Genomic DNA, 21732 nt, shown 5'->3' with positions numbered 1-21732 from the left:
CCTGTAAAAGCTGCTTGTTTTATGTAAGTGCCCATGTACCTCTAGTTTGGGCGACGATGATTAGAACGAAAAAAACCTCAACCATAATCAAGGTTGAGGTTTTTTTATAGCGTGATACCAACGCTAGACTAGCGCAATCAAACTAAATCAAAACGATCAAGATTCATTACTTTAGTCCATGCCCGCACAAAGTCACGTATAAATGTGGCTTGGGCATCGCTGGCTGCATAAACTTCAGCAATGGCACGTAGCTGCGAGTTAGAGCCAAACACTAAATCTACCACTGTGCCTGTCCACTTAAGTTTGCCTGTGGCACGGTCATGCCCCTCAAGCACTTGTTTGGAGTCTGCGGACGTTTGCCATTTTGTGTTCATGTCCAACAGGTTCACAAAGAAGTCATTGGTTAACGCTTCTGAGCGCTGTGTGAACACGCCATGCTTGGATTTACCATGGCTCACATTTAACGCACGTAACCCACCAATCAGTACCGTCATTTCCGGCGCGGTTAAGGTGAGCAATTGTGCTTTATCTAGCAATAACTCAGCCGCGTTGCCTACAACACTGTGTTTTGTATAGTTGCGGAAGCCATCGGCAATCGGCTCTAGCACGGCAAATGATTCAATATCTGTTTGCGCTTGGCTTGCATCGGCGCGTCCTGGCGTGAACGGTACTTGCAGCGTATGCCCTGCATTTTTGGCGGCAACTTCAATCGCTGCATTGCCAGCCAGCACAATGAGGTCTGCAATTGAAACCTGCTTGCCGTTGCGCTGAGCGGTATTAAACTCTTTTTGTATTGTCTCTAGTTTTTGCAACACGGCGGATAACTCTGCCGGCTGATTTACTTCCCAGTCTTTTTGCGGGGCGAGGCGAATACGTGCGCCATTGGCGCCACCACGCTTATCAGAGCCACGGAATGTAGAAGCCGATGCCCACGCTGTGCTCACCAGTTGTGAGATCGATAAGCCAGACGCCAATACTTTTGTTTTCAAGATGGCAATATCTTGCGCATCCACCAATGCGTGGTTAACCTCAGGGATAGGGTCCTGCCAAATCAGCGTTTCTTTTGGTACTAAAGGGCCAAGATAACGCGACACTGGTCCCATATCACGATGTGTTAATTTGAACCAAGCTCTGGCAAATGCATCTGCAAACGCTTCTGGGTTTGCAAAGAAGTGGCGTGATATCTTTTCATACGCCGGGTCCATTCTCATGGCTAGGTCCGCCGTGGTCATAATAGGCGCATGGCGCTTAGATGCATCATGCGCATCTGGCACTGTATTTAACGCAGCAGCTTCTTTAGGGGTCCATTGGTGTGCACCAGCAGGGCTCTTGGTGAGCTGCCACTCGTAACCGAATAGGTTTTCAAAATAGTTGTTATCCCACTGAATTGGATTGTTGGTCCACGCACCCTCAATGCCGCTGGTGATGGCGTGTACGCCTTTACCACTGCCAAAACTGTTGAGCCAGCCCAAGCCTTGTGCTTCAATCTCTGCGGCTTCTGGCTCAGCGCCAACATGGCTAGCGTCGCCCGCACCATGGCATTTACCAAAGGTATGGCCGCCAGCGACCAGTGCTACGGTTTCTTCGTCGTTCATTGCCATGCGTGCAAATGTTTCGCGAATATCGCGGGCTGATGCAAGCGGGTCTGGGTTGCCGTTCGGGCCTTCTGGGTTTACGTAAATCAAGCCCATCTGTACTGCGCCTAGCGGATTGTCTAGCTCACGGTCACCGTGATAGCGCTGGTCTCCAAGCCATGTGGTCTCTGGGCCCCAGTAGATATCCTGTTCTGGCTCCCAGATGTCCTTACGCCCACCAGCAAAGCCAAAAGTCTTAAGTCCCATTGAGTCTAGCGCAACATTACCCGCCAGTATCATTAAATCTGCCCAAGACAATTTATGCCCATACTTTTGCTTAATTGGCCACAGTAAACGACGTGCCTTATCAAGGTTGCCATTGTCTGGCCAGCTATTTAGCGGTGCAAATCGTTGCGAGCCGGAGCCTGCGCCGCCGCGGCCATCATAAATGCGGTAAGTGCCAGCACCATGCCAGGCCATGCGCACAAAAAATGGACCATAATGACCATAATCGGCAGGCCACCATTCTTGCGAATCTGTCATTAATGCATGCAAATCTTTGGTGACGGCATCAAGATCCAAGCTGTTGAACGCTGCGGCATAGTCGTAATCTTGACCCATGGGATCTGATTTTGACGAGTGCTGATGCAATATGCTGAGGTTTAGTTGTTCTGGCCACCAAGTCGGGTTGGCAAGTCCTGCAGACGCTGTTGGTTTAGGCGCGCCTCCAGAGAATGGGCATTTTGATTCGGCTGTCATTGTGTTCTCCTGTCGTTATTTGGAACGTGATGGACCTGTTTCAATATTTCTGCTGAGCTTCAAGCAAAAGTATTTTAATCTTAAAATTACACGCAGTAGTGTAAAACTCAGGTGTCGGTTGCACGTATTGTTTGTTATTGGCTTAATGCATATTGCGCAAACATGTCAGTAAAAATTTCTTGTAACTCGTATAAATAGTTATTCATTTTTCTCTCCATTTATATTGCCATCTCAGTGGTTGGGGAAAGCAATGTTGAGTAGCAAGTGGGATCAGTGTATAGGCCAAACATTGATTTGTATAATTGAATGTTTTAATTTTATTGATATGTTATGCTTATCGATAATGCATAATCAGGATGTTGTAAATGACGCTTAGTGAATTACGTTTTGTGGTGGCGGTAGCAAAAGAACGCAACTTTAGGCGAGCTGCTGAGAAGTGTTATGTCAGCCAGCCCGCGCTTAGCTTGGCAATTAAGAAGCTGGAAGAAGATTTAGGTGTACAGATCTTTGAGCGTAGCCGTACGGATATTAACCCGACACCTATCGGTGAAAAGATTATTGAGCAGGCAATTAAGGCGATAGAGGAAGTTAACTATATTCGTGAGATTGCCAAGCAAGGTAATAACCAGCTTGGCGGCGTGTTTCGGCTGGGCTTAATTTACTCGGTGGGTCCTTATCTGCTGCCTGAGCTTATCCCCATTTTGCGGCAGAGTGCACCTGATATGCCCTTAGATATTGAAGAGAATCTCACTGTGCAATTGGAAGCCCAGCTTAAAAATGGGGTGATTGATGCAGCGGTAGTTGCGCTACCGTTTGAAGTGGCGGGCATCAATACATTACCGTTATACGATGAACAATACCTAGTGATGGTGCCGGTTAATCACCCTTGGGCCGGTCGCGCATCAGTGAGCGCAGATGAACTGGCTGATGAAAATGTCTTACTGCTAAACAGTGGCCATTGTTACAGTCACCAAGTATTGCAGGCATGTCCAGATTTGTCTCGAAAGGGTCAGGTGTTGCAAGGCAACTCTTTAGAAACCATACGCAATATGGTGGCTTCCAATCTAGGCATTACGGTATTGCCATGCAGTGCAGCAACCGATCGATATTTAAATCCATTGGTGAGAGTGATTCCATTTTCAGACCCCGTGCCTGTGCGCAGAGTGGCGCTAGCCTGGCGTAAAAGTTATGCCAGAGACTTAGCGGTAAAATGTGTAGCTGATGCAATTAGGGCGATTAGCTCGGATTGTCTTGAGATGGTTGACTGGAAAGGTCATTATGGAATCTGAAGCAACCTCTGCCCGCATGTTTTGATTCATACATCGCATTGTCAGCACTACGTAACAATGATGCTACATCATCACCATTTTTAGGATGCAAGCTAATACCAATACTGCAAGAAATATTAATGACATGCCCTTCAATGTAAAAAGTTTCTGTCAGCGACTGTATAACCTCTTGAGCAACAATTGCAACATCTTGCTCTGTTTCTATCTTGGCAAGTAAAATGACAAATTCATCGCCACCAATACGTGAGACGGTGTCGGTTTGTCTTTTAAAGCAGTTGGTTAAGCGTATGGCTACGTCTTTGAGTAGCAAATCCCCTACATCGTGGCCCAGCGAGTCGTTGACTATTTTAAACTTATCCAGATCCAAAAACATAACAGCTAGCAAAGTGTTTTCTCTACGCGCTTGTGCCAGTGCTTGATGTAAGCGATCAGTTAGCAGGCTACGGTTAGGCAGATCGGTGAGAGGGTCATAATGCGCCATATGATGAACGCGCTCTTCAATTGATTTTCGAGCGGTAATGTCAATCATCGTTCCAACGTAGTTTGTCACCAAACCCTCGGAGTTTTTTACGGCAGAAATAGTTAGCCATTCTGGATAAATTTCACCAGATTTGCGTTTATTCCAAATCTCACCTTGCCATGAGCCTTGGGTGGAAATTGATTGCCACATTTCTTTATAAAAGGCTGCATCATGAACGCCAGATTTTAATAGCGTCATTCTATTACCAACGGCCTCTTCACTAGTAAAGCCTGTTATTTTAGTAAACGCATCGTTAATTTTTAGAATTTTAGAATTGGCATCCGTAATAATAATTCCCTCTTGCGACTCCATGGCTATTGCCGAAACTTTAAGTTCATTTTCAATTATTTTTCGCTCAGAAATGTCACGTGCAAAACCGACTGTACCTAATAAGTTCCCATCATTATCTATGGCTGGTGCTTTGAAAGTTTCAATCCAATGAGTCTTACCCTGTGCGTCAACAAATGTTTCATCGACGAACTTTGGTTGTTTTGACTGTAGAACGCTTAAATCTTCTTGACGATAATATTCAGCGAGTTCTTTAGATGAGTAATCAAAGTCTGTTTTGCCAATCAAATTTTCAGGCTTGTCCTCCCCAAAACTTTTAGCAAGAACTGTATTAACCGATATAAATCGACTTTCTTCGTCTTTTATCCAGACCATGAAAGGTAGGCTGTCAATAAAGGCTCGTTGGTATTTTTCTATCTTTCTTAATCTTGATTCACTTTGTTTTAAAGCGCTAATGTCAACATTCGTCTCTATTGTTCTGGTAGCTAGTATACGTTTGTTATATCTTGCAAATAGATAGATAGCCAACCCATTAAAGATAAGGAAGGATAAGTCGATAACTATAAATTCAGACATCGTTACTTTTCTTTCAAGTAGAAGTTGTACCCAGATTAAAAGACCAGATGTAATCAATATGGCCAAGACTGAACAAATTAACCACATCATAGATAGGGGGTAATTGGAAGCTATATTCGATGAAGATTGTTTCATTTAAAAATCCAATTTAGTCATATACGCTTATTATCGTATACCTAAAGCCCTTGCATTTATTGATGCAAGTCAAGTGGCAATTGTTTTTAAATGTTTGGGGAAATGTGTTGGTAAGTAACGTACAGGCGGTAGCCTGCAACGCTGATGTCCTGCGTGGTGATGGCAAGCTTCACCTTGATTTCATTACCAGCACTAAAGCCAGCAGCAATGTCTGTATTGGGAGGTAGATATTCTGTTGGTTTAAATACACGCCTTAATACCGCGCTGTCGTCAGTATTGGTCAGCGTTAACTCTAGGTTGGGGTACGCCTGCACAAAGCCCGCTTTGTTAAATAAGCTGCTACTAAGGCGCATTACCCCGGTATGCTCTAGGTCTTCCTGCATGTCAGAGTCATCAATCACAATCCACTCAATCTGTTTGGGTAGCTCTATACTGCATTTTAGATGCTGGCATGCTTGCATTAGCTGCGGTTTGAGGTTGGGGTAATAGATAGCGATAGTATTGCGTAAGAAATAGGTGCTTTGTGCTACAGCGCTTAGCAATAATACAAACGTACCTAGCGCCCAAAGCCAGCGATGGCTAGTATTCTTCTTGCCATCCCGTTTGGCGTGTTTGGCTAGCTCATTAAAATCGTTAGCGTGATGATGGGAAAAGTTTAGTACAGCAGTGTCGTTAGGTGGATGTTCCGCAATGCTAGTTGGGTCATGCGGTAATTCAGCAAGTGCGCCGGTATGCACTGTGGCGTGTTCGTCAGTTGGTGCAGTGTGTGTCTCAGCAGATGCTGCTACGCTTGATTGTACGGCCACTGGCACCATAGGCTCGGGCTCAGTTTCTGCGCCATGCGTACTTGGTGCTGCTTCTTCAAAACTTAGATCAATTGTAGGCCAGTTAGATGGTGCAGTGCCATTGGTTGGGGTGTCAGTAGCTACTGGCGTAGCATTGGGTGCTATGGGTGCAGAGCTTTCTGGGGTAGGAGTGCTGGTGGGGACAAATTGCTCTTTGGCATTGAACACGTGCAGGCATTGCCCGCAGCGCACTAAGCCACCATGCTGCTTGAGCTGGTCTTCACTAACAAAGAATTGAGTTTGGCAGTTTGGGCAATGGGTTATGTCGCGCATTTTTTCGTGCCTGTGAGCAACACCCATGCATCCATGTGCTGTGGTGCGCCCATATCAAACCATTCAGCATAAATGGCAGAAACAGCGGCTTCTTGTTCACGTAAAATTCCAGAAAGCGCAATCTTGCCGCCGGCCTTGCATGATTTTGCCAACGCCGGTGCCAGTACGCTTAAGGCGCTGGATAAAATATTGGCAACTACAATATCAAACTCTTTAGACTGATATTGATTCGCATCGTAGAATTGAGCTTCTACTTGGTTCTGCTCAGCGTTATATAAGCTAGATTGTATGGCTTGAGTATCAATATCGGTACCCACTACCTCATCTGCGCCTAGTTTCTTTGCGGCAATCGCTAAAATGCCTGAGCCGCAGCCGTAGTCCAACACTGAGCTGCCGGGCGTGACTGTTTGAGTTAGCCATGCCAAGCATAAGTGGGTGGTAGGGTGGCTACCAGTCCCAAAGGCTAGGCCAGGGTCTAATACTATATTGATCGCATCTGGATTAGGTGATTCATGCCAAGTTGGCACAATCCACAGCGTGTCGGTGATTCTAATCGGATCAAATTGCGACTGTGTTGCACGTACCCAATCTTGCTCTTCTATGGTTTCGGTCGTATAGTTCAGGTTACTGAGCTTGGCCTGATGCGTTAATGCATCAATTACGGCGGGGATGTCCACGCCTTCATCAAACAAAGCACTGACTAAATTTTGCTGCCAGATGCCTGGAGGCGGGTCACCCGGCTCGCCAAAAATTGGTTGCTCATCAATGGTTTCAGCATTGGCGTCTTCAATAATAGCTGACAGCGCGCCTAGCTCCATGAGTGTATCGCTAATTAAATCAGCATTATTATCTTGTGCTTCAATTTTTAATGATACCCACGCCATACTCAACCTATCTGATACTTAACCTATTTTAAACAATATTAATGCAAATACGCGTATACCGCATGCGCGGTAACGCGTATTTATATTGGCTACTTTAGAAATGCTAATTATTTGTTATAAATACCAAGCTTTTGCTCTAGGTAGTGGATACTTGTACCACCTAAATGAAACGCTGCATCTGCCATTAAATCAGCATGTAATGCAATGTTGGTACTAATGCCTTCAATCATCATTTCAGACAATGCAATGCGCATACGGGCAATGGCTTGGTCGCGTGTATCACCGTAAGTGATTAGCTTACCAATCATTGAGTCATAGTGCGGAGGTACGGTGTAGCCAGCATACGCGTGCGTATCGATACGTACACCAGGGCCGCCAGGCATATGGAACTTAGTGATTTTGCCTGGAGAAGGTACAAAGTTGTAAGGATCTTCTGCATTCAGGCGGCACTCAATCGCATGTCCGTGTAATTGAATATCTTTTTGGCGGAATTTTAGTTTTTCGCCAGCCGCTACAAAAATCTGTTGCTGCACTAAGTCGATACCGGTAATCATTTCTGTCACAGTATGTTCTACTTGCAAACGTGTGTTCATTTCAATGAAATAGAACTCGCCGTTTTCATACAGGAACTCAAAAGTACCGGCGCCACGGTATTTAATCTTGCGGCAGGCTTCCGCACAGCGTTCGCCAATTTTGTCGCGTAAGCGCGCATTGAGTAGCGGTGCTGGTGCTTCTTCTAGGATTTTTTGGTGGCGGCGTTGCATAGAGCAGTCGCGCTCACCTAGGAATACTGCATTACCATGCTGGTCAGCCAATACCTGAATCTCGATATGGCGTGGTTTCTCAAGGTATTTTTCCATGTAAACCATTGGGTTGCTAAACGCAGCTTGTGCTTCAGCCTTGGTCATGTTTACAGAAGTGAGTAACGCAGCTTCGGTATGCACTACGCGCATACCGCGACCACCGCCACCGCCAGCCGCTTTAATAATGACTGGATAGCCAATTTGCTTAGCGATTTTGATGATTTCGCTAGGGTCGTCCGGCAGTGCGCCTTCTGAGCCTGGCACGCAAGGCACGCCAGCTTTACGCATCGCGTCTTTAGCCGATACTTTGTCGCCCATCAAGCGGATGGTTTCAGCGCGTGGGCCAATAAACACAAAGCCGCTTTGTTCTACGCGCTCTGCAAAGTCCGCATTCTCTGATAAAAAGCCATAACCAGGGTGGATAGCCTGTGCGTCAGTGACTTCAGCTGCACTGATGACCGCAGGGACGTTTAGGTAGCTTTGGCCAGAAGGTGCTGGGCCGATACAAACTGACTCATCCGCCAGTTTTACATATTTAGCTTCACGGTCAGCTTCGGAGTGCACAGCCACCGTTCTGATGCCGAGTTCGCGACATGCGCGCTGTACGCGCAATGCGATTTCGCCGCGATTGGCGATTAAAATTTTGTCAAACATTGCCATGAAAGTGAAATCCTAGTATTTAGATCCTAGTGTTGATGTAAGACCTAATTAATTAAGCAGTAATTGAATAAGCTAACCGCAATTAGCCAATGATAAACAGTGGCTCACCGTACTCAATGGCTTGGCCGTTATCAACCAAGATTTTTTTGATGACGCCAGCTTTATCTGCTTCAATCTCGTTTAATAGCTTCATCGCTTCGATAATACATAGTGTGTCACCCACTGCCACTGTATCGCCTACCTCAACAAACGATTTAGCGTCTGGAGATGGTGAACGGTAGAACGTGCCTACCATTGGTGATTTAACTGCATGACCTTCTTCTACTGCAGGTGCGGCTTCAGCAGCTACAGCTGCCACTGCTTGAGGTGCAGGTGCCTGCTGCTGAGGAATGTAGTGAGCGTAATTTTGTGCCGGCATGTTGGCTGTGAAGTTACGGCTAATGCGTACTTTTTCGCCATCTTCTGTAAGTTCTAGTTCAGAAATGCCTGACTCTTCTACCAAATCAATAAGCTTTTTAAGTTTACGTAAATCCATGATGACCCCTAACTAATTCAATATAAATTATTATTTTAAGAATGATTGATTTTTTCAATAGCGAAATCCAGTGCAAGTTCGTAGCCTTTTGCACCTAGCCCGCTAATAATGCCTACAGCGATGTCTGTAAAATATGAATGATGACGAAATGCTTCTCGTGCAAACACATTTGACAAGTGTACTTCTATAAATGGAACCTTAACCGCACTCAATGCATCACGTATTGCAACGGATGTATGTGTGAATGCTGCAGGGTTGATGATGACAAAATCTACGCTTTTAGTTGCAATAGACTGAATTTTATCGACAAGGTCTGCTTCGGAATTGCTTTGGAAGCTCTCTAGTGTGATGTTAGCTAACTTTGCTTTGTTTGTTAGGGCCTGGTTGATGCTATCAAGTGTAGCGTTACCGTAATGCTGTGGTTCACGCAGGCCCAATAGGTTCAGGTTAGGGCCATGTAATACCAGAATGCTCTTAGCTGCCATGACAATTCACCTGTTTTAAACAATTTGTGCATAAATTACTATAATTCATAAACGCGAGTTTGCCGAAGTTAAAGGGTTTTGTCCAGCAACTTTAGAGAATTTAAGCGAATTTGCCCAAGTTGATTTCGTCTATTCTCTATGCTAAGTGAGTAGCTTAATTTCTACGAAAATGCATAGATTGCACTTGCAGCTAGTGTGCTGGCGCCGAGACTAAAGGCTGGATGGTGGCTTCGATAATCGCTTTAGTAATGCGTCCAAAGTGGGTGCTGATAATTTTACCATCAGCATCAATAACCACCGTGTAGGGAAGAACGCCTTTGTCATTGCCTAATTGCTCACCTAGCAAACTGCCTGCCGTCTCAGAGGCAAAAATAGGGTAGTTCACAGGAGTAGCCTTTAGATATTCTGCAACCAGTGCTGGATCATCCAGTGCAATGCCCAGTACAACAACGTTTTTATCTTGGTAGGATTGCTGCAATGCAATCAGTTCAGGCATTTCATCACGACATGGTGGGCACCACGTTGCCCAAAAGTTAACGATGATGATTTTGTGCTGATATTGTCCAAGGTTCTGCAATTTTCCGGATGTATCCGGCAGATTGGCAGCGTATAAGGTTGAGCTGTTAGGTTTGTTGCTGTGCTCTGCAAAGTAGCGTAAAGCGATTGCGATGCTTAACGCTAGGCAGAATGCTAGAGCGGTGAAGAAAAATGCAATCAGTATTCTTTTTAGCATTCGGTGGTTTCTGGCAGGCAACTGCCGCGCTGATTCAGAATTTGTAGAAATGTATCCGCATTTTTATAACCAACCACTTTTAGATGACTTTCTTCTTCAGCCTTAGCATTAAATAACACGATGCCAGGCGGGCCAAAGATGTTGAATTTCTGCATTAAGGCCTTGTCGTCTTCAGTGTTATTGGTGACATCCGCCTGCAATAATAAGGTGTCTTTTAAGGCAGATTGGACGCGAGCATCACTAAAAGTAAATTGCTCTAGCTCTTTACATGCCACACACCAGTCAGCATAAAAGTCGAGCATCACAGGTTTGCCAGATGCATTTTTGAGCGCGTTTTCCAGTTCGGCTATGCTTTTAATCGGCTGAAAGTTAAGGTTGTGATGTGGCTGTACGTTAGCGCTTGTGGCAACGAGCCCACTTAGTGGCTGTAACGGTGATTTTGCATTGGAAAGGGCGCCGACTAACAGGGCTAAGCCAGTGACTACCATCATCACCCCAATGCCTTTCCAGAATTTAAGTGCGGCTTTGGCGCCGGTGGGCAAGCTATCCAGCGCATGCATAAAAATGGCTGGCACAATTAACAGCGCTGCCCATAGTGTCAGCTGTACTTGCATGGGGATAACTGGTGCGATGAGCCATATTGCAACGCCCAGCATCAGCACGCCAAATAAATTGCGCACAGCGTTCATCCAGCTGCCAACTTTGGGTAACAGGGTGCCAGCTGATGCGCCTATCAGTAGCAGCGGCGTGCCCATGCCAACGGAGAGCGAGAACAATGCTACGCCACCCAATACTACGTCATTGGTTTTGCTGATATAAAGCAATGCGCCGGCTAATGGTGCTGCTACACATGGGCTGATAATTAGCGCTGAGAGTACGCCCATGAGGAAGTCGCTAAAAAAGCGCCCACCTTTGATGCGGCGGCTTAAGTTCATGAGGCCGTTTTCCATGCGGCTGGGGAGCTTGAGTTCGTAAAAGCCGAACATAGAAAGTGCAAGCAGTGCAAAGATAAATGCGCCAAACCCTAATGCCCACGGCGTCTGTAGTGCGCTGCTGAGCATCTGTCCGGAGAGGCCAGCGGCAATGCCGGCAAGGGTGTAAGTGAGGCACATGCCTAAGGTGTAAGCCAGCGATAAATTAAACGCATGCAGGCGTGAAACATGTGCATTTTTACCGATGATGATAGAAGATAGGATGGGAATCATCGGAAATACGCACGGTGTGAACGCCAGTAGCAGGCCTGCGGTAAAGAAGCCGAGAATAATCAGCCACCATTTTCCACTTTTTAGCAGATTGGCTGCCTGACTGTCGCTGTCTGAGGCGTTGTCGTTACTGGCGGTGGCTTGATTGTCTACTGCCAGGGCTGTGCTAGGAGCTGTGCCAGCGCCAGGTGTGATGGTGAAATTTTTGTGTTGCGGGGTATAGCACAGGCCTTTTTCACTACAGCCTTGATAGGTGATTTTGAGGTTAAGCGGTGCGTTGATTTGGTCTTTTAGCAGTAAATTAGCGGTAAAGTCCTGATGATAGACCTCCATCTTTCCAAAGTTGGGGTCATTCTTGATATCTGCTTTAGGTAATGTAGTGTCGAACGTTTGTGCGGGCGTGAACTCAAATTTAGTGCGCGTTTTATAAAGGTAATAATTGGGTGCAACTGTAAAGTTTGCGCGGATATTTTTCCCGTTTTGTTTAATGGTCACACCAAAGGCAGCATCTGGAGATAAAAATTCATCTTCTGCAGAGTCTCCCGTAAATAAGCTTTTCAGGCCGCTGCTGGCGTTGCCTGCATGGCTAATAGACGCTGAAAGTATAAAAAAGCTAAGTAGCAAAAAATACGAGAATCTTTTAAACATTTTATTCCTTACGCAGATAATTGCGTGGTTACCCATTGTAAATATTCAGGTAAGCCACCATCTACGTTGATAGAGATTATTTCAGGAAGTTCATAAGGGTGTGCTTTTATAATAGCGTCTTGCAGTGCATGATACTGTAATTGGGTGGTTTTAATAAGCAAGGGTATTTCACTTTCGCGTGTTAACTTGCCTTCCCACATGTAGGTAGATTGGCATGGGCTTAATATATTGACGCACGCGGCTAGCTTTTGCGTTACCAGTGTTTCCGCGATTAGATTAGCAGTGGCTGCATCCGGCACGTTTGTGAGCACGAGTAAAATATTTTCTGGGTTCGACATTATTTAGGATAGCAAATATGCGTTTATTGATAGGTTTGATTTTACTCGCTTTTCCAGTCGCTGAGATATGGCTGTTGATCGAGTTAGGGCAGCAATATGGATGGTGGCTGCTGGTTTATCTGGTGGGAATTGCCTTATTAGGTTTGCGCTTAATTCAAGATGAAAAAGCACTATTTACTGGACGCGTGTTGCAAACCTTAAGTGCCGGCAATCACCCAGTAAAGGCAATTTTTGGCAGTGCGCGCAATATTATTGCCGGTGTGTTGTTAATATTGCCAGGTGTGATTACTGATATGATTGCAGTAATTTTACTGCTGGTGCCGATTAAGAGTAACCAAGCGCCTAATGCGCAGTCACCCTATCAAGCGGGTCAGGCTGCGAATGATGACGTCATTGAGGGCGAGTTTCGCCGTGAAGACTAATTAGACCTACTTAAAATAGATAAACAGAAACATACGACATGACATATCAAATTACTATTCAGCCAAGCGGGCATAGCTATCAGGCAAAAGCTTATGAAACGGTTCTTGAATCAGCGATAGAAGCTGGTTTTAATATTCCTTATGGTTGCCGCAATGGCGCCTGTGGCAGCTGTAAAGGCACCGTGTTAAGCGGTGAGGTGGATTATGGCGATTATGCCAGTAGTGCATTGACCGAGGCGGATAGAGTGGCAGGTAAAGCATTGTTCTGCTGCGCGCGTCCGCTCACGGATTTGACAATAGAGTGTCGAGAGATTAACTCAGGGGTGATTCCGCCGCGTATTCTGCCCACGCGAGTGGAGCGCAAGGAGCAGCTGTCACATGATGTCATGGCTTTATTTTTAAAGCTGCCAAGCAGCGAGCGCCTGCAGTTTATGGCGGGGCAGTATGTCGAATTTCTACTTAAAGACGGTAAGCGCCGCGCTTTTTCGTTGGCGAATGCGCCGCATGCCGATAACTTATTAGAGATACATTTGCGTTTGATTCCAGGCGGGCAATTTACGGAATATGTGTTTAATGAGATGCCGGATAAGGCGATTTTACGCATTGAGGCGCCGTTTGGCAGTTTTTACTATAGAAGCGATTCAGAAAAGCCGATAGTAATGGTGGCCGGCGGTACCGGTTTTGCACCAATCAAGGCGATTATCGAGCACATGATACACAATGATATTAAGCGCAAAGTGACTTTGTATTGGGGCGCGCGCGCGTTGGAAGATTTGTATATGCCAGCGTTGCCTCAGGCATGGGCTGAGGCTTACGCCAATATTGAATTTATCCCGGTGTTATCGGATGCGCTAGCGGAAGATAATTGGCAAGGCCGTACAGGATTGGTGCATCAGGCGGTGCTGGACGACTTTAGTGATTTAAGCGGTGTTGAGGTTTATTGCTGCGGCGCACCGGCCATGGTTGAAGTGGCACACGCTAGCTTCGCACAAGCTGGTTTGCCTGAAGGCGCCTTCTACTCAGATGCTTTTAATTACGCGAAACCTGTGCCCAGCGCTACGCCTAGTGTTTAGTTTAAACGCTTGCTGTCTATTGAGAAGGTAGCGAGCGTTTATTTTTTTCTGCAGCAAGTTTTTGGATCAGTGTTTCCAGATCCGAGTTTTGAATCAATTCTTGTGCTAGTTTTGCCGAGGCCTCTGCGGTTTCAAAATCACCTGCGGCTAGCGCATGCATCCCTTCTAACAGCGCGGTATTGCCTGCCTTCAAGCGCAGGGCTTCTTTTTTGCTTTTCCGTATTGCGGGTAAGTGTCTGAGAAACCTTAGGAATCTTAAACAGTGATGCAAGCCAAAAACACTGAGTACAAATACTAATAAAAAGAAGTTAAACGAGATTTGGATGCGATACGGTGAGCGTATGATCAGCACATAACCTTGATTATTGCTGGCTAGCCATACAATCAGCATGATGGCGAATAATGTTACAGCCCACCAAAAAAATCTGTTTTTAAGCATGGCAGATTACTCGTTTTTCTCAAGCATGAGTTTGTAACTGTTAACCGCGGCTAAGCTGTCGCTCAATTGCGGAAGCTCCAGACTAATATTGTTGCTGGAAAGTTTATTCAACAGTACCAGTGCCTTGATTGTATCTGGGTGTTTGGTATCAAAATATTGATTAAGCCAGGTTTTTACCATGCCAAGGTCAGCTTTATATGTGCTTTCATCATGCTGTAGCAAGGCAATACGTGCAGTAAGTAGGCGCAGTTTTACATTTTCGCGCAGGTATAACGCGTGCTCTGGCGACAAGAGTGGTGGTTCAGGCTTGTCAATGCGCTCTACGGTAACCAGGTTTTTAATATCGTCCCAGATGTCCCACCAGAATTGTTGCACACCATGCAGTGGTTGAGCCTGCGCCAGATTCTTGCCCGCATTCATGTTAAGGGTAGGCTGGCGTTCGCTAATCAGCGGGATGGTGTTGCATAGCTCTGTAAGATAGGTGAGCTGCGCGCTGAGGGCAATCATGTCGATTTGCGGCAGATCGCGTAGGGTTTCGATTTCAAGCTGTAGTGTTTCGCGTAGCTGTACGGCTCTGGGTAGGTCTAGCGGTTCTAGCCTGTGGTCTGCTGCCTCCAGTGCCAGTAATGCTGATTTCACATTGCTGGCGAGCTGCAACTGCTGTTTGGCAATAGTTAACAGTTGCTCTACCTCAGCAACGGCGGTTGCCTCACGGTTTTCTGCAAGCTGAGTGTATAGTGTTTGTAGCGCTTCCTGCTGGTCGCGCGATTCTGCTAATTTTTGCTCTAAAATCACGGTGCGCGCATTGGCTTGTGTGCTGCGCTCCTCTGCCTGTTTGGCCAGTGCCAGGCTTTGCTGATTCAGTGCCTGATATGTTTCTAGTTTGATGCTGAGTGATTTTTCAATTTCGTTGAAGCGGTGGCGCGTATTAAGCCATTGCCAGGCTAATGTCAGAATGGCAATAATGACCAGCACCATGGTGCCAACGGCGAGCATGGAAGGCCTTGGTCTATCTACAAATGGTGTGTCAGTTGCATTAGTCATGATGTTTTACAAGTTGTGATAAGCACTGCAGCATGGCTTCATCTCCGGGTGCGTTTGCGACCAGTACTTTTAAGCCTAGCTGTCTAGGCTGTTCTGCGATTCTCTCATGATTTACACATAATGTGACATGCGTTAACCATTCTGCATGCTGCGACATCTGTAGCAGATAGCGCATAGCCTCGCTGCTAGTGACAATTACTGCATCCAGTTTGTTTTGTCGCCATTGTGCTGCTAGTAGCTCTGCATTCTGCTGCGGGTTTACACGCCGATAACTTTCTGCGAAATAGACATTTGCGCCTCTGGCTTTCAGGGTTTCCGCCATCAGTTCACGTCCGCCCACGCCACGAAATATTGCAATGGTCTTGGTTGAAACGTCTTGCAACTCAGGCAATGCAAGCAAGGTTTCACTATCAAAGCGGGTGTGTGGCACCAGTACTTCGTGTGCGCCATACTGCGCCAGCGCTTTTGCCGTCTGGTGGCCAATTGCTGCAAATTTTAAATGTTCGGGAATCTTGCCAAATTTTTTGATTAAACGCGGCATGGCGTAATCCACTGCGTTAGAGCTGATGAAAATCGCCCAGTCCGTGGTGTTGATGCGGCTCAGCTGCTGCTCAAACGCTTGATAATCATCCAGTTCAGCAATAGCAAGCAACGGGAAGGGAATCGTGCTACCGCCATGCTGGGTAATAGCAAGGTTCAGGCTCGCTGCTTGATCTAGTGGCCGGGTGACCGCAATATGCAAGTTGCTCAGTAGATGGTCGGTACGCATGGGTAAGCCGGTCTAATGTGGTTGCCTGAGGTGATTATCTTAGTGTGATTACAGGGCTGCAAGAATCTTGTCTGCGCCTTTGGCGACTAATTGATTGGCTAGCGTTTTGCCTAATGCTTCAGCATTCACTCTGCTGCCAATAGCCGTTTCTACCAGCATTTGCTTACCATCTACACTCGCCACAAAGCCTGTAATGCGGATGCTATCTGCCTCGCATACTGCGTAAGCGCCAAGTGGCACGGTGCAACTGCCAGCGAGCGAGCGGCTCATACCGCGCTCAGCCTCTACACATACTTGTGTATCTGGGTGGTTAAGTGGGGCTAGCGTCGCAATCAGGTCTGGACGGTTAGCGCTGATTTCTATGCCTAACGCGCCTTGGCCTACTGCTGGAATGCTATGTTCAGGGGCGATAAATTGGCGAATTCTGTTGCCTAGCTCTAAGCGAATTAAGCCAGCGGCTGCCAGTATAATTGCTGCATACTGGCCTTCATCCAGTTTACGTAAACGGGTTTGTAGATTGCCGCGTAGTGACTCAATTTTAAGGTGCGGAAAGCGCGCTTGTAGCTGGCTTTGGCGGCGCAGGCTAGAGGTGCCAACGATGCTATTAGCTGGCAGGTCTTCCAGTGAGGCGTAGTCGTTCGACACAAATGCGTCGCGTGGGTCTTCACGCTCGCCGGTTGCCGCGAGAATAAAGCCTTCTGGCAGATTCATTGGCACATCTTTCATGCTGTGGACTGCCAAATCCGCGCGGCCATCTGCCAGTGCGGTTTCTAATTCTTTTACAAATAGGCCCTTACCACCTACTTTTGCTAATGGCGTATCCAGAATTTGGTCGCCAGTCGTGGTCATTCCCAAAATAGTGACTTCAGTTTCAGGATAGAGTGCTTGCAGTCGGCTTTGAATATGGCGCGCTTGCCACATGGCGAGTGCACTTTCGCGTGAAGCAATCACTAATTTTTTAGGAGGTGTGTGTAGGTTTGAATTTTGCATTTGGTGATTTTAACACAGCAGTTGCAGGCAAGCATTAGGCGGCGAAAGTTTCCGTTTCGTGTTTAAATGATGCTAGGTTATGAGGTAAGCTTATGACTTAGTTAAAGTTAAATAGAAATGGAAAGTACACTTTTAACAGCGTTAAGGAGGTAAAAATGCAATATCAATTTGAAGTTTTCATTGAATCTCTCAACCAGTTCTGGTTACAGCTCGTGCAATTTGTACCTAAGTTATTAGCCGTAGTGGTGATTCTATTTTTTGGCTGGATCGTTGCAAAGCTGGTGAGAATGGCGGTTAAACGTTTGTTAGAACTTACGCAGTTTGATAAATTTGCGCAGAGGTCTGGTCTTGAGGCTTTTATGAACAGCGGTAGCTTGCATGTCACGCTGAGTGGCATTATTAGCCAGGTGGTGTACTGGCTGGTGATTATTTTGTTTATTACCACAGGCGCCAGTATGCTGGGGCTTACCGAAGTGGCGAGCTTATTGCAGCAGCTGGCCGGCTACTTACCGCGCATTATCTTAGCGATTCTGGTGATTATCTTTGGTACGCTCTTGGCGCGCTTTGTGAATAAATTGATGTTTGCATGGCTGCATAGCATTAAATTTTCGGCGGCTCTTACTGTGAGTACTTCGTCTGAATATGGTATCCAAATCTTGGCCATATTTGTGGCATTAGAGCAGTTGGGGATAGGCATGCAGCTGATACATTCACTCTTTGTGATTGTTTTTGGGGCAATTTTCTTGGCCTTGGCTTTGGCGTTTGGTTTAGGCGGTAAAGATTGGGCAGCTAAAACCATTGCTGAGCTGGATGCCAATCGGCTTAAGAATAAGTAGGTTTTGGCGCATGTAGCACAGCACGCATGCGCAGTTTTTGCTCTATCTCACTCTGTGGTTGTGGGTTCGCTGGTACCCAAACCGCATGGGCTTAGAGAGTGATATGTTCTTAGAGTATAGTCTGGCGAATCAAATGCTGCTGTCTGCGGCTAACGCTAATGGTTTCAGGTACATGCTTGAGTAGTGCTACCCATTGCTTCTCTGCATGCTCGTCGTGCTGACGTTTCTCATAGCCCAGAATATAGGCATTGGCGGCTAGGCAGTTACGATGTAGCCGCGTGAAAATGTGACTGAACTCTTGTTCTAGGTGCGAGAGTGACTCTTCTATTAAGTATTCGCGCTCGGCGGTGCGTACCGTAATGTATTTCAGCTCGGCACGTAGGTAAATCACATCGCTAATCGGTACTAATAAAATGCGGCCACGCTCGTTAATGCTAAGGTGGCTACGTTTAGGGCTGAGTGGCGTTAGTGCTTCGAGTTGGCTCGGTATTAGCGCACGCGCTTTTTGTAACGCCGTTTGCAGGCGCTCCAGGCGTATAGGTTTTAATAGGTAATCCACGGCGCTGATATCAAATGCCTGTATGGCGTAGTTGTCATACGCGGTGGTAAAGATGACGGCAGGTGGTTTGGGCAGCTTTTGTAAGTGTTGTGCGGCTTCTATGCCGTCCATTTCTGGCATGCGGATATCCAGCAATACGATGTTGGCAGCGGCTTGTGTATCTTGTGTGTGATTAATAATCTCTAGCAGCTCTTTGCCATTTTTAGCTTCAGCCAGCACCTGCGTATTTTCTATATCTCCTAGCAGGCTGCGCAGGCGATTGCGCGCAGGGGCTTCATCATCCGCAATGATAATATTAAGATGAGTGTGACTAAGCATAGGTCTTTTGTTGTTGATTCGGTAAAGTAATGTGTACTTCGTAGGTATCACCTGCCTGTTTGCTTTTCAATGAGGCTTCTAGGTCAAAATGCAGCGTCAGCCGCTCTTTAATGTTCTTCAGTGCCATGTTGTTGCCACTGTGGTGCCTACTCTGTGCGGTATATGGGTTTTTTAGGATTAGATGCACTTCATTTTGCTTGGTGTAGACCTGAATGGTGATGGTGCCACCGCCAACTAATGGCTCTATGCCATGATATACCGCATTTTCAATGAGTGGTTGTAACAGCAAGGGTGGGATGAGGATGTCTGGCGGTACATCATCAATCAGCCATTCCACATTTAGTCTTTCGTCTAGGCGTAGTTTCTCAAGTGCCAAGTATTGACGGCAGAGTGCAATCTCCTGCGCGATCGGCACTAATTCTCGATTTTCAGCCATTAATACCCGAAATAAATCTGCCATGTCTTCCAATGCGGTTTCAGCCTGTTTGGGCTGGTCGCGAATCAGTGACAACACTGCATTTAGGCTGTTGAACAGAAAGTGTGGGCGTATGCGTGCTTGTAAGGCTTGTAGTCTAGCTTCGGTGACGGCGGGGGAGTAGGCGCGATGATGTAAATTAAAGTAGTAGAGAATAATCGCAGTCATTATCCATGCGTAAAAAACAATACGTGTTAGTGAAGGTAAGTCACTGAATATCCAGAACTGTGAAAAAAACGCGTAGACCATCGCAGCACTGAGTGTAATCATGATAAAAATGGCGATAATGGCTAGTCTATAAGACATTTTGCTGAGTAAGGAATAGCCGCTGTAAAGTAAGAACAAGCTAACTAGCAAAATGGGTTGCGCGAAGGTAGAAATGCCAGTCAGTTGATACATCAATGTGGCGATGCCATCACTTAAAATAAAAGCACCTAATATCAGCGCTAAATTAGCGATGATGAGTATGCGTAGGGCAACCCCTAAATTACGTAAATTAGGCAGGCGGCTCGTTTTTCTCATCGGATTTTTATCTGCATTTATGTAATCTGGTGCAATCGCTTTATCTTAAATGACTTTATTTTGCATTATACTAATGCATATAAGTAGTTTGTTATTAAGCATTTTTTAATGTTGAATAAAATTTGTACAACAATCGCAATTTAATTTCCTCAGATGTAAAAATGAAGATATAAAAATAAAAGGCGCGCTTATGTGAAGCTAAGGCGGCGGAGCGTGCTTTTTAAGCATTTTTATCATTGGGTGGAACAAGACAAGTTAATACTAGATAGGCAAATAAAGTGGCAGAGAAAATAAGCGCGCTCAATAAAAAAGACACCAGTTGGTCTGGGCGTTTTAACGAACCAGTAGCGGAGCTGGTTAAAAAATATACAGCATCTATTGGTTTTGATTACCGTTTAGCACCTTACGATATCGAGGGCTCTATTGCCCATGCGCGCATGTTGAGCACGCAAGGCATTATCTCAGCGGCAGATTTCAACGCGATTGAAACTGGCTTGCTGGAGATTCTGGCAGAAATCAATGCAGGCCAGTTTGAATGGTCACTGGATTTAGAAGATGTACATCTTAATATTGAAAAGCGATTAACCGACAAGATTGGCGACGCTGGTAAGCGCTTACATACGGGCCGGAGCCGTAACGACCAGGTGACCACTGATGTGAGGTTGTGGTTGCGTGCGACTTGCGAGCAGGTGATTACCGGTTTGTTTAATTTGCAGGCGAGTTTACTGGATTTGGCTGAAGCTAACTTTGATACGGTGATGCCAGGCTTTACACATTTGCAAGTGGCACAACCTGTGACTTTTGGCCACCACTTAATGGCGTATTACGAGATGCTGAAACGTGATATCTCACGTTTTGAGGACTGTAAAAAGCGCATGAATATGCTGCCATTAGGGGCTGCGGCATTGGCTGGTACTAGTTATCCGATCGACCGTGAAAACGTAGCGGCGAGTTTGAGCTTTGCCGGTGTCTGTGAGAACTCACTCGATGCGGTGTCAGACCGTGATTTTGCCATTGAATTTACCTTTGCGGCCTCTACCGTGATGATGCATTTATCTAGGCTGTCTGAGGAGCTAATTTTATGGAGCTCACCAAGATTCGCGTTTATTGATATTGCAGACCGTTTCTGCACCGGCTCATCCATTATGCCGCAGAAAAAGAACCCAGATGTGCCGGAGTTGGTGCGCGGTAAAACAGGCCGTGTCTATGGGCATCTGACATCGTTGCTGACGTTGATGAAGGGCCAGCCGCTGGCTTACAATAAAGACAATCAAGAAGATAAAGAACCTTTGTTTGATACTGCTGATACCTTATTGGTGACGCTGGAAATTTATGCAGACATGCTACGTTTACCTGTTGTGGAAAACGGTGTGGTGGTTAAAGCTGGCTTTACGGTGAATAAAGAAAATATGCGTCAGGCCGCGAGCGAAGGGTTTGCGACGGCGACTGATTTAGCCGATTACTTAGTGAAAAAAGGCATGCCGTTTAGAGATGCGCATGAGGCAGTGGCACTGGCTGTGCGTTATGCTGTAGACCAAAAAGTAGATTTAAGTGACTTGCCGTTAGCTAAGCTACAAGAGTTTGCTCAGGAAATTACTGATGACGTATACGCAGTACTTACCTTGGATGGCTCGTTAAATAGCCGTAACCACATTGGCGGCACTGCGCCAGCACAGGTAAAAGCCGCGATTGCACGGGCGAGACAGCTGCTGGAAAACAAATAGTTATTGGCTTCACC

21 protein-coding genes are annotated in these 21732 nt (G+C 46.1%); 5 read left to right on the top strand and 16 right to left on the bottom strand.

All coding sequences use genetic code 11. The features are described 5' to 3' along the window. Positions 1-137 precede the first annotated feature (137 nt). The gene (gene katG / locus ACSSU7_RS08940; protein WP_492516149.1) at positions 138-2333 is read right to left on the bottom strand and encodes a catalase/peroxidase HPI; all 2196 of its coding nucleotides are present in this window, start codon (positions 2331-2333) and stop codon (positions 138-140) included. A gap of 365 nt (positions 2334-2698) precedes the next feature. On the opposite strand from katG, the gene ACSSU7_RS08935 reads away from it, so the two are divergent. Then, positions 2699-3622 (top strand): hydrogen peroxide-inducible genes activator, encoded by a 924-nt coding sequence (locus ACSSU7_RS08935; RefSeq protein WP_492516148.1) that lies wholly within the window; start codon positions 2699-2701, stop codon positions 3620-3622. Here the strand turns inward: ACSSU7_RS08935 and ACSSU7_RS08930 are convergent. The 9 genes from ACSSU7_RS08930 to cutA all read right to left on the bottom strand — a co-directional run bounded on the left by ACSSU7_RS08930 (position 3570) and on the right by cutA (position 12547). After that, positions 3570-5141: a sensor domain-containing protein gene (locus ACSSU7_RS08930; protein WP_492516147.1), complete on the bottom strand. Its 1572-nt coding sequence runs from the start codon at positions 5139-5141 to the stop codon at positions 3570-3572. The genes ACSSU7_RS08935 and ACSSU7_RS08930 overlap by 53 nt on opposite strands. Positions 5142-5227: 86 nt before the next feature. Continuing rightward, entirely contained in the window at positions 5228-6259 is a 1032-nt protein-coding gene (locus ACSSU7_RS08925; protein ID WP_492516146.1) for a DUF3426 domain-containing protein, read from the bottom strand. After that, on the bottom strand, positions 6247-7143 hold the full coding sequence (gene prmA, locus ACSSU7_RS08920; protein WP_492516145.1) for a 50S ribosomal protein L11 methyltransferase: 897 nt from the start codon (positions 7141-7143) through the stop codon (positions 6247-6249). Before prmA ends, ACSSU7_RS08925 begins: the two co-directional genes overlap by 13 nt. Before the next feature lie 107 nt (positions 7144-7250). Continuing rightward, on the bottom strand, positions 7251-8600 hold the full coding sequence (gene accC / locus ACSSU7_RS08915; protein ID WP_036303986.1) for an acetyl-CoA carboxylase biotin carboxylase subunit: 1350 nt from the start codon (positions 8598-8600) through the stop codon (positions 7251-7253). Between the two features lie 88 nt (positions 8601-8688). Continuing rightward, on the bottom strand, positions 8689-9141 hold the full coding sequence (gene accB, locus ACSSU7_RS08910) for an acetyl-CoA carboxylase biotin carboxyl carrier protein (RefSeq protein WP_492516144.1): 453 nt from the start codon (positions 9139-9141) through the stop codon (positions 8689-8691). Between the two features lie 35 nt (positions 9142-9176). Beyond that, the gene (gene aroQ, locus ACSSU7_RS08905; RefSeq protein WP_492516143.1) at positions 9177-9626 is read right to left on the bottom strand and encodes a type II 3-dehydroquinate dehydratase; all 450 of its coding nucleotides are present in this window, start codon (positions 9624-9626) and stop codon (positions 9177-9179) included. A gap of 190 nt (positions 9627-9816) precedes the next feature. Next, positions 9817-10359 (bottom strand): TlpA family protein disulfide reductase, encoded by a 543-nt coding sequence (locus ACSSU7_RS08900; protein WP_492516142.1) that lies wholly within the window; start codon positions 10357-10359, stop codon positions 9817-9819. Continuing rightward, a complete protein-coding gene (dsbD, locus tag ACSSU7_RS08895; protein ID WP_492516141.1) occupies positions 10353-12209 on the bottom strand; it encodes a protein-disulfide reductase DsbD in 1857 nt (618 codons plus the stop codon). The genes ACSSU7_RS08900 and dsbD overlap by 7 nt, the downstream gene beginning before the upstream one ends. A gap of 8 nt (positions 12210-12217) precedes the next feature. Then, complete coding sequence (gene cutA / locus ACSSU7_RS08890) at positions 12218-12547, bottom strand: divalent-cation tolerance protein CutA (RefSeq protein ID WP_492516140.1); 330 nt, start codon at positions 12545-12547, stop codon at positions 12218-12220. 17 nt (positions 12548-12564) lie between these two features. Between cutA and ACSSU7_RS08885 the strand changes: the two genes are divergently transcribed. Both ACSSU7_RS08885 and ACSSU7_RS08880 read left to right on the top strand, forming a co-directional pair. Then, on the top strand, positions 12565-12969 hold the full coding sequence (locus tag ACSSU7_RS08885) for an FxsA family protein (RefSeq protein ID WP_492516139.1): 405 nt from the start codon (positions 12565-12567) through the stop codon (positions 12967-12969). 38 nt (positions 12970-13007) lie between these two features. Further along, a complete protein-coding gene (locus ACSSU7_RS08880) occupies positions 13008-14042 on the top strand; it encodes a CDP-6-deoxy-delta-3,4-glucoseen reductase (RefSeq protein WP_492516138.1) in 1035 nt (344 codons plus the stop codon). 16 nt (positions 14043-14058) lie between these two features. Here ACSSU7_RS08880 and ACSSU7_RS08875 read toward each other — a convergent pair whose 3' ends face one another. The 4 genes from ACSSU7_RS08875 to hemC are packed head-to-tail and all read right to left on the bottom strand — an operon-like array spanning position 14059 to position 17284. Then, positions 14059-14481, bottom strand: a complete 423-nt coding sequence (locus ACSSU7_RS08875) for a heme biosynthesis HemY N-terminal domain-containing protein (RefSeq protein ID WP_492516137.1) — start codon at positions 14479-14481, stop codon at positions 14059-14061. Positions 14482-14487: 6 nt separating this feature from the next. Next, the gene (locus ACSSU7_RS08870; RefSeq protein WP_492516136.1) at positions 14488-15525 is read right to left on the bottom strand and encodes a uroporphyrinogen-III C-methyltransferase; all 1038 of its coding nucleotides are present in this window, start codon (positions 15523-15525) and stop codon (positions 14488-14490) included. Next, positions 15518-16294, bottom strand: coding sequence for a uroporphyrinogen-III synthase (locus tag ACSSU7_RS08865; protein WP_492516135.1), 777 nt, complete (start codon positions 16292-16294; stop codon positions 15518-15520). Before ACSSU7_RS08865 ends, ACSSU7_RS08870 begins: the two co-directional genes overlap by 8 nt. 48 nt (positions 16295-16342) lie before the next feature. Beyond that, positions 16343-17284 (bottom strand): hydroxymethylbilane synthase, encoded by a 942-nt coding sequence (hemC, locus tag ACSSU7_RS08860; RefSeq protein ID WP_492516134.1) that lies wholly within the window; start codon positions 17282-17284, stop codon positions 16343-16345. A gap of 155 nt (positions 17285-17439) precedes the next feature. Here hemC and ACSSU7_RS08855 point away from each other — a divergent pair, with 155 nt between their 5' ends. Beyond that, on the top strand, positions 17440-18120 hold the full coding sequence (locus tag ACSSU7_RS08855; protein ID WP_492516133.1) for a mechanosensitive ion channel family protein: 681 nt from the start codon (positions 17440-17442) through the stop codon (positions 18118-18120). A gap of 109 nt (positions 18121-18229) precedes the next feature. On the opposite strand, the gene ACSSU7_RS08850 is transcribed toward ACSSU7_RS08855, so the two are convergent. Then, the gene (locus ACSSU7_RS08850) at positions 18230-18997 is read right to left on the bottom strand and encodes a LytR/AlgR family response regulator transcription factor (protein WP_492516132.1); all 768 of its coding nucleotides are present in this window, start codon (positions 18995-18997) and stop codon (positions 18230-18232) included. Beyond that, positions 18990-19994, bottom strand: coding sequence for a sensor histidine kinase (locus tag ACSSU7_RS08845; RefSeq protein ID WP_492516131.1), 1005 nt, complete (start codon positions 19992-19994; stop codon positions 18990-18992). Before ACSSU7_RS08845 ends, ACSSU7_RS08850 begins: the two co-directional genes overlap by 8 nt. Before the next feature lie 278 nt (positions 19995-20272). Here ACSSU7_RS08845 and argH point away from each other — a divergent pair, with 278 nt between their 5' ends. Beyond that, on the top strand, positions 20273-21718 hold the full coding sequence (gene argH, locus ACSSU7_RS08840; protein ID WP_492516130.1) for an argininosuccinate lyase: 1446 nt from the start codon (positions 20273-20275) through the stop codon (positions 21716-21718). The last annotated feature ends 14 nt before the right edge of the window (positions 21719-21732 follow it).

Source organism: Methylotenera sp. E1MeOHC1, from assembly GCF_058745595.1.
This window is presented reverse-complemented; position numbering and strand designations above follow the sequence as displayed.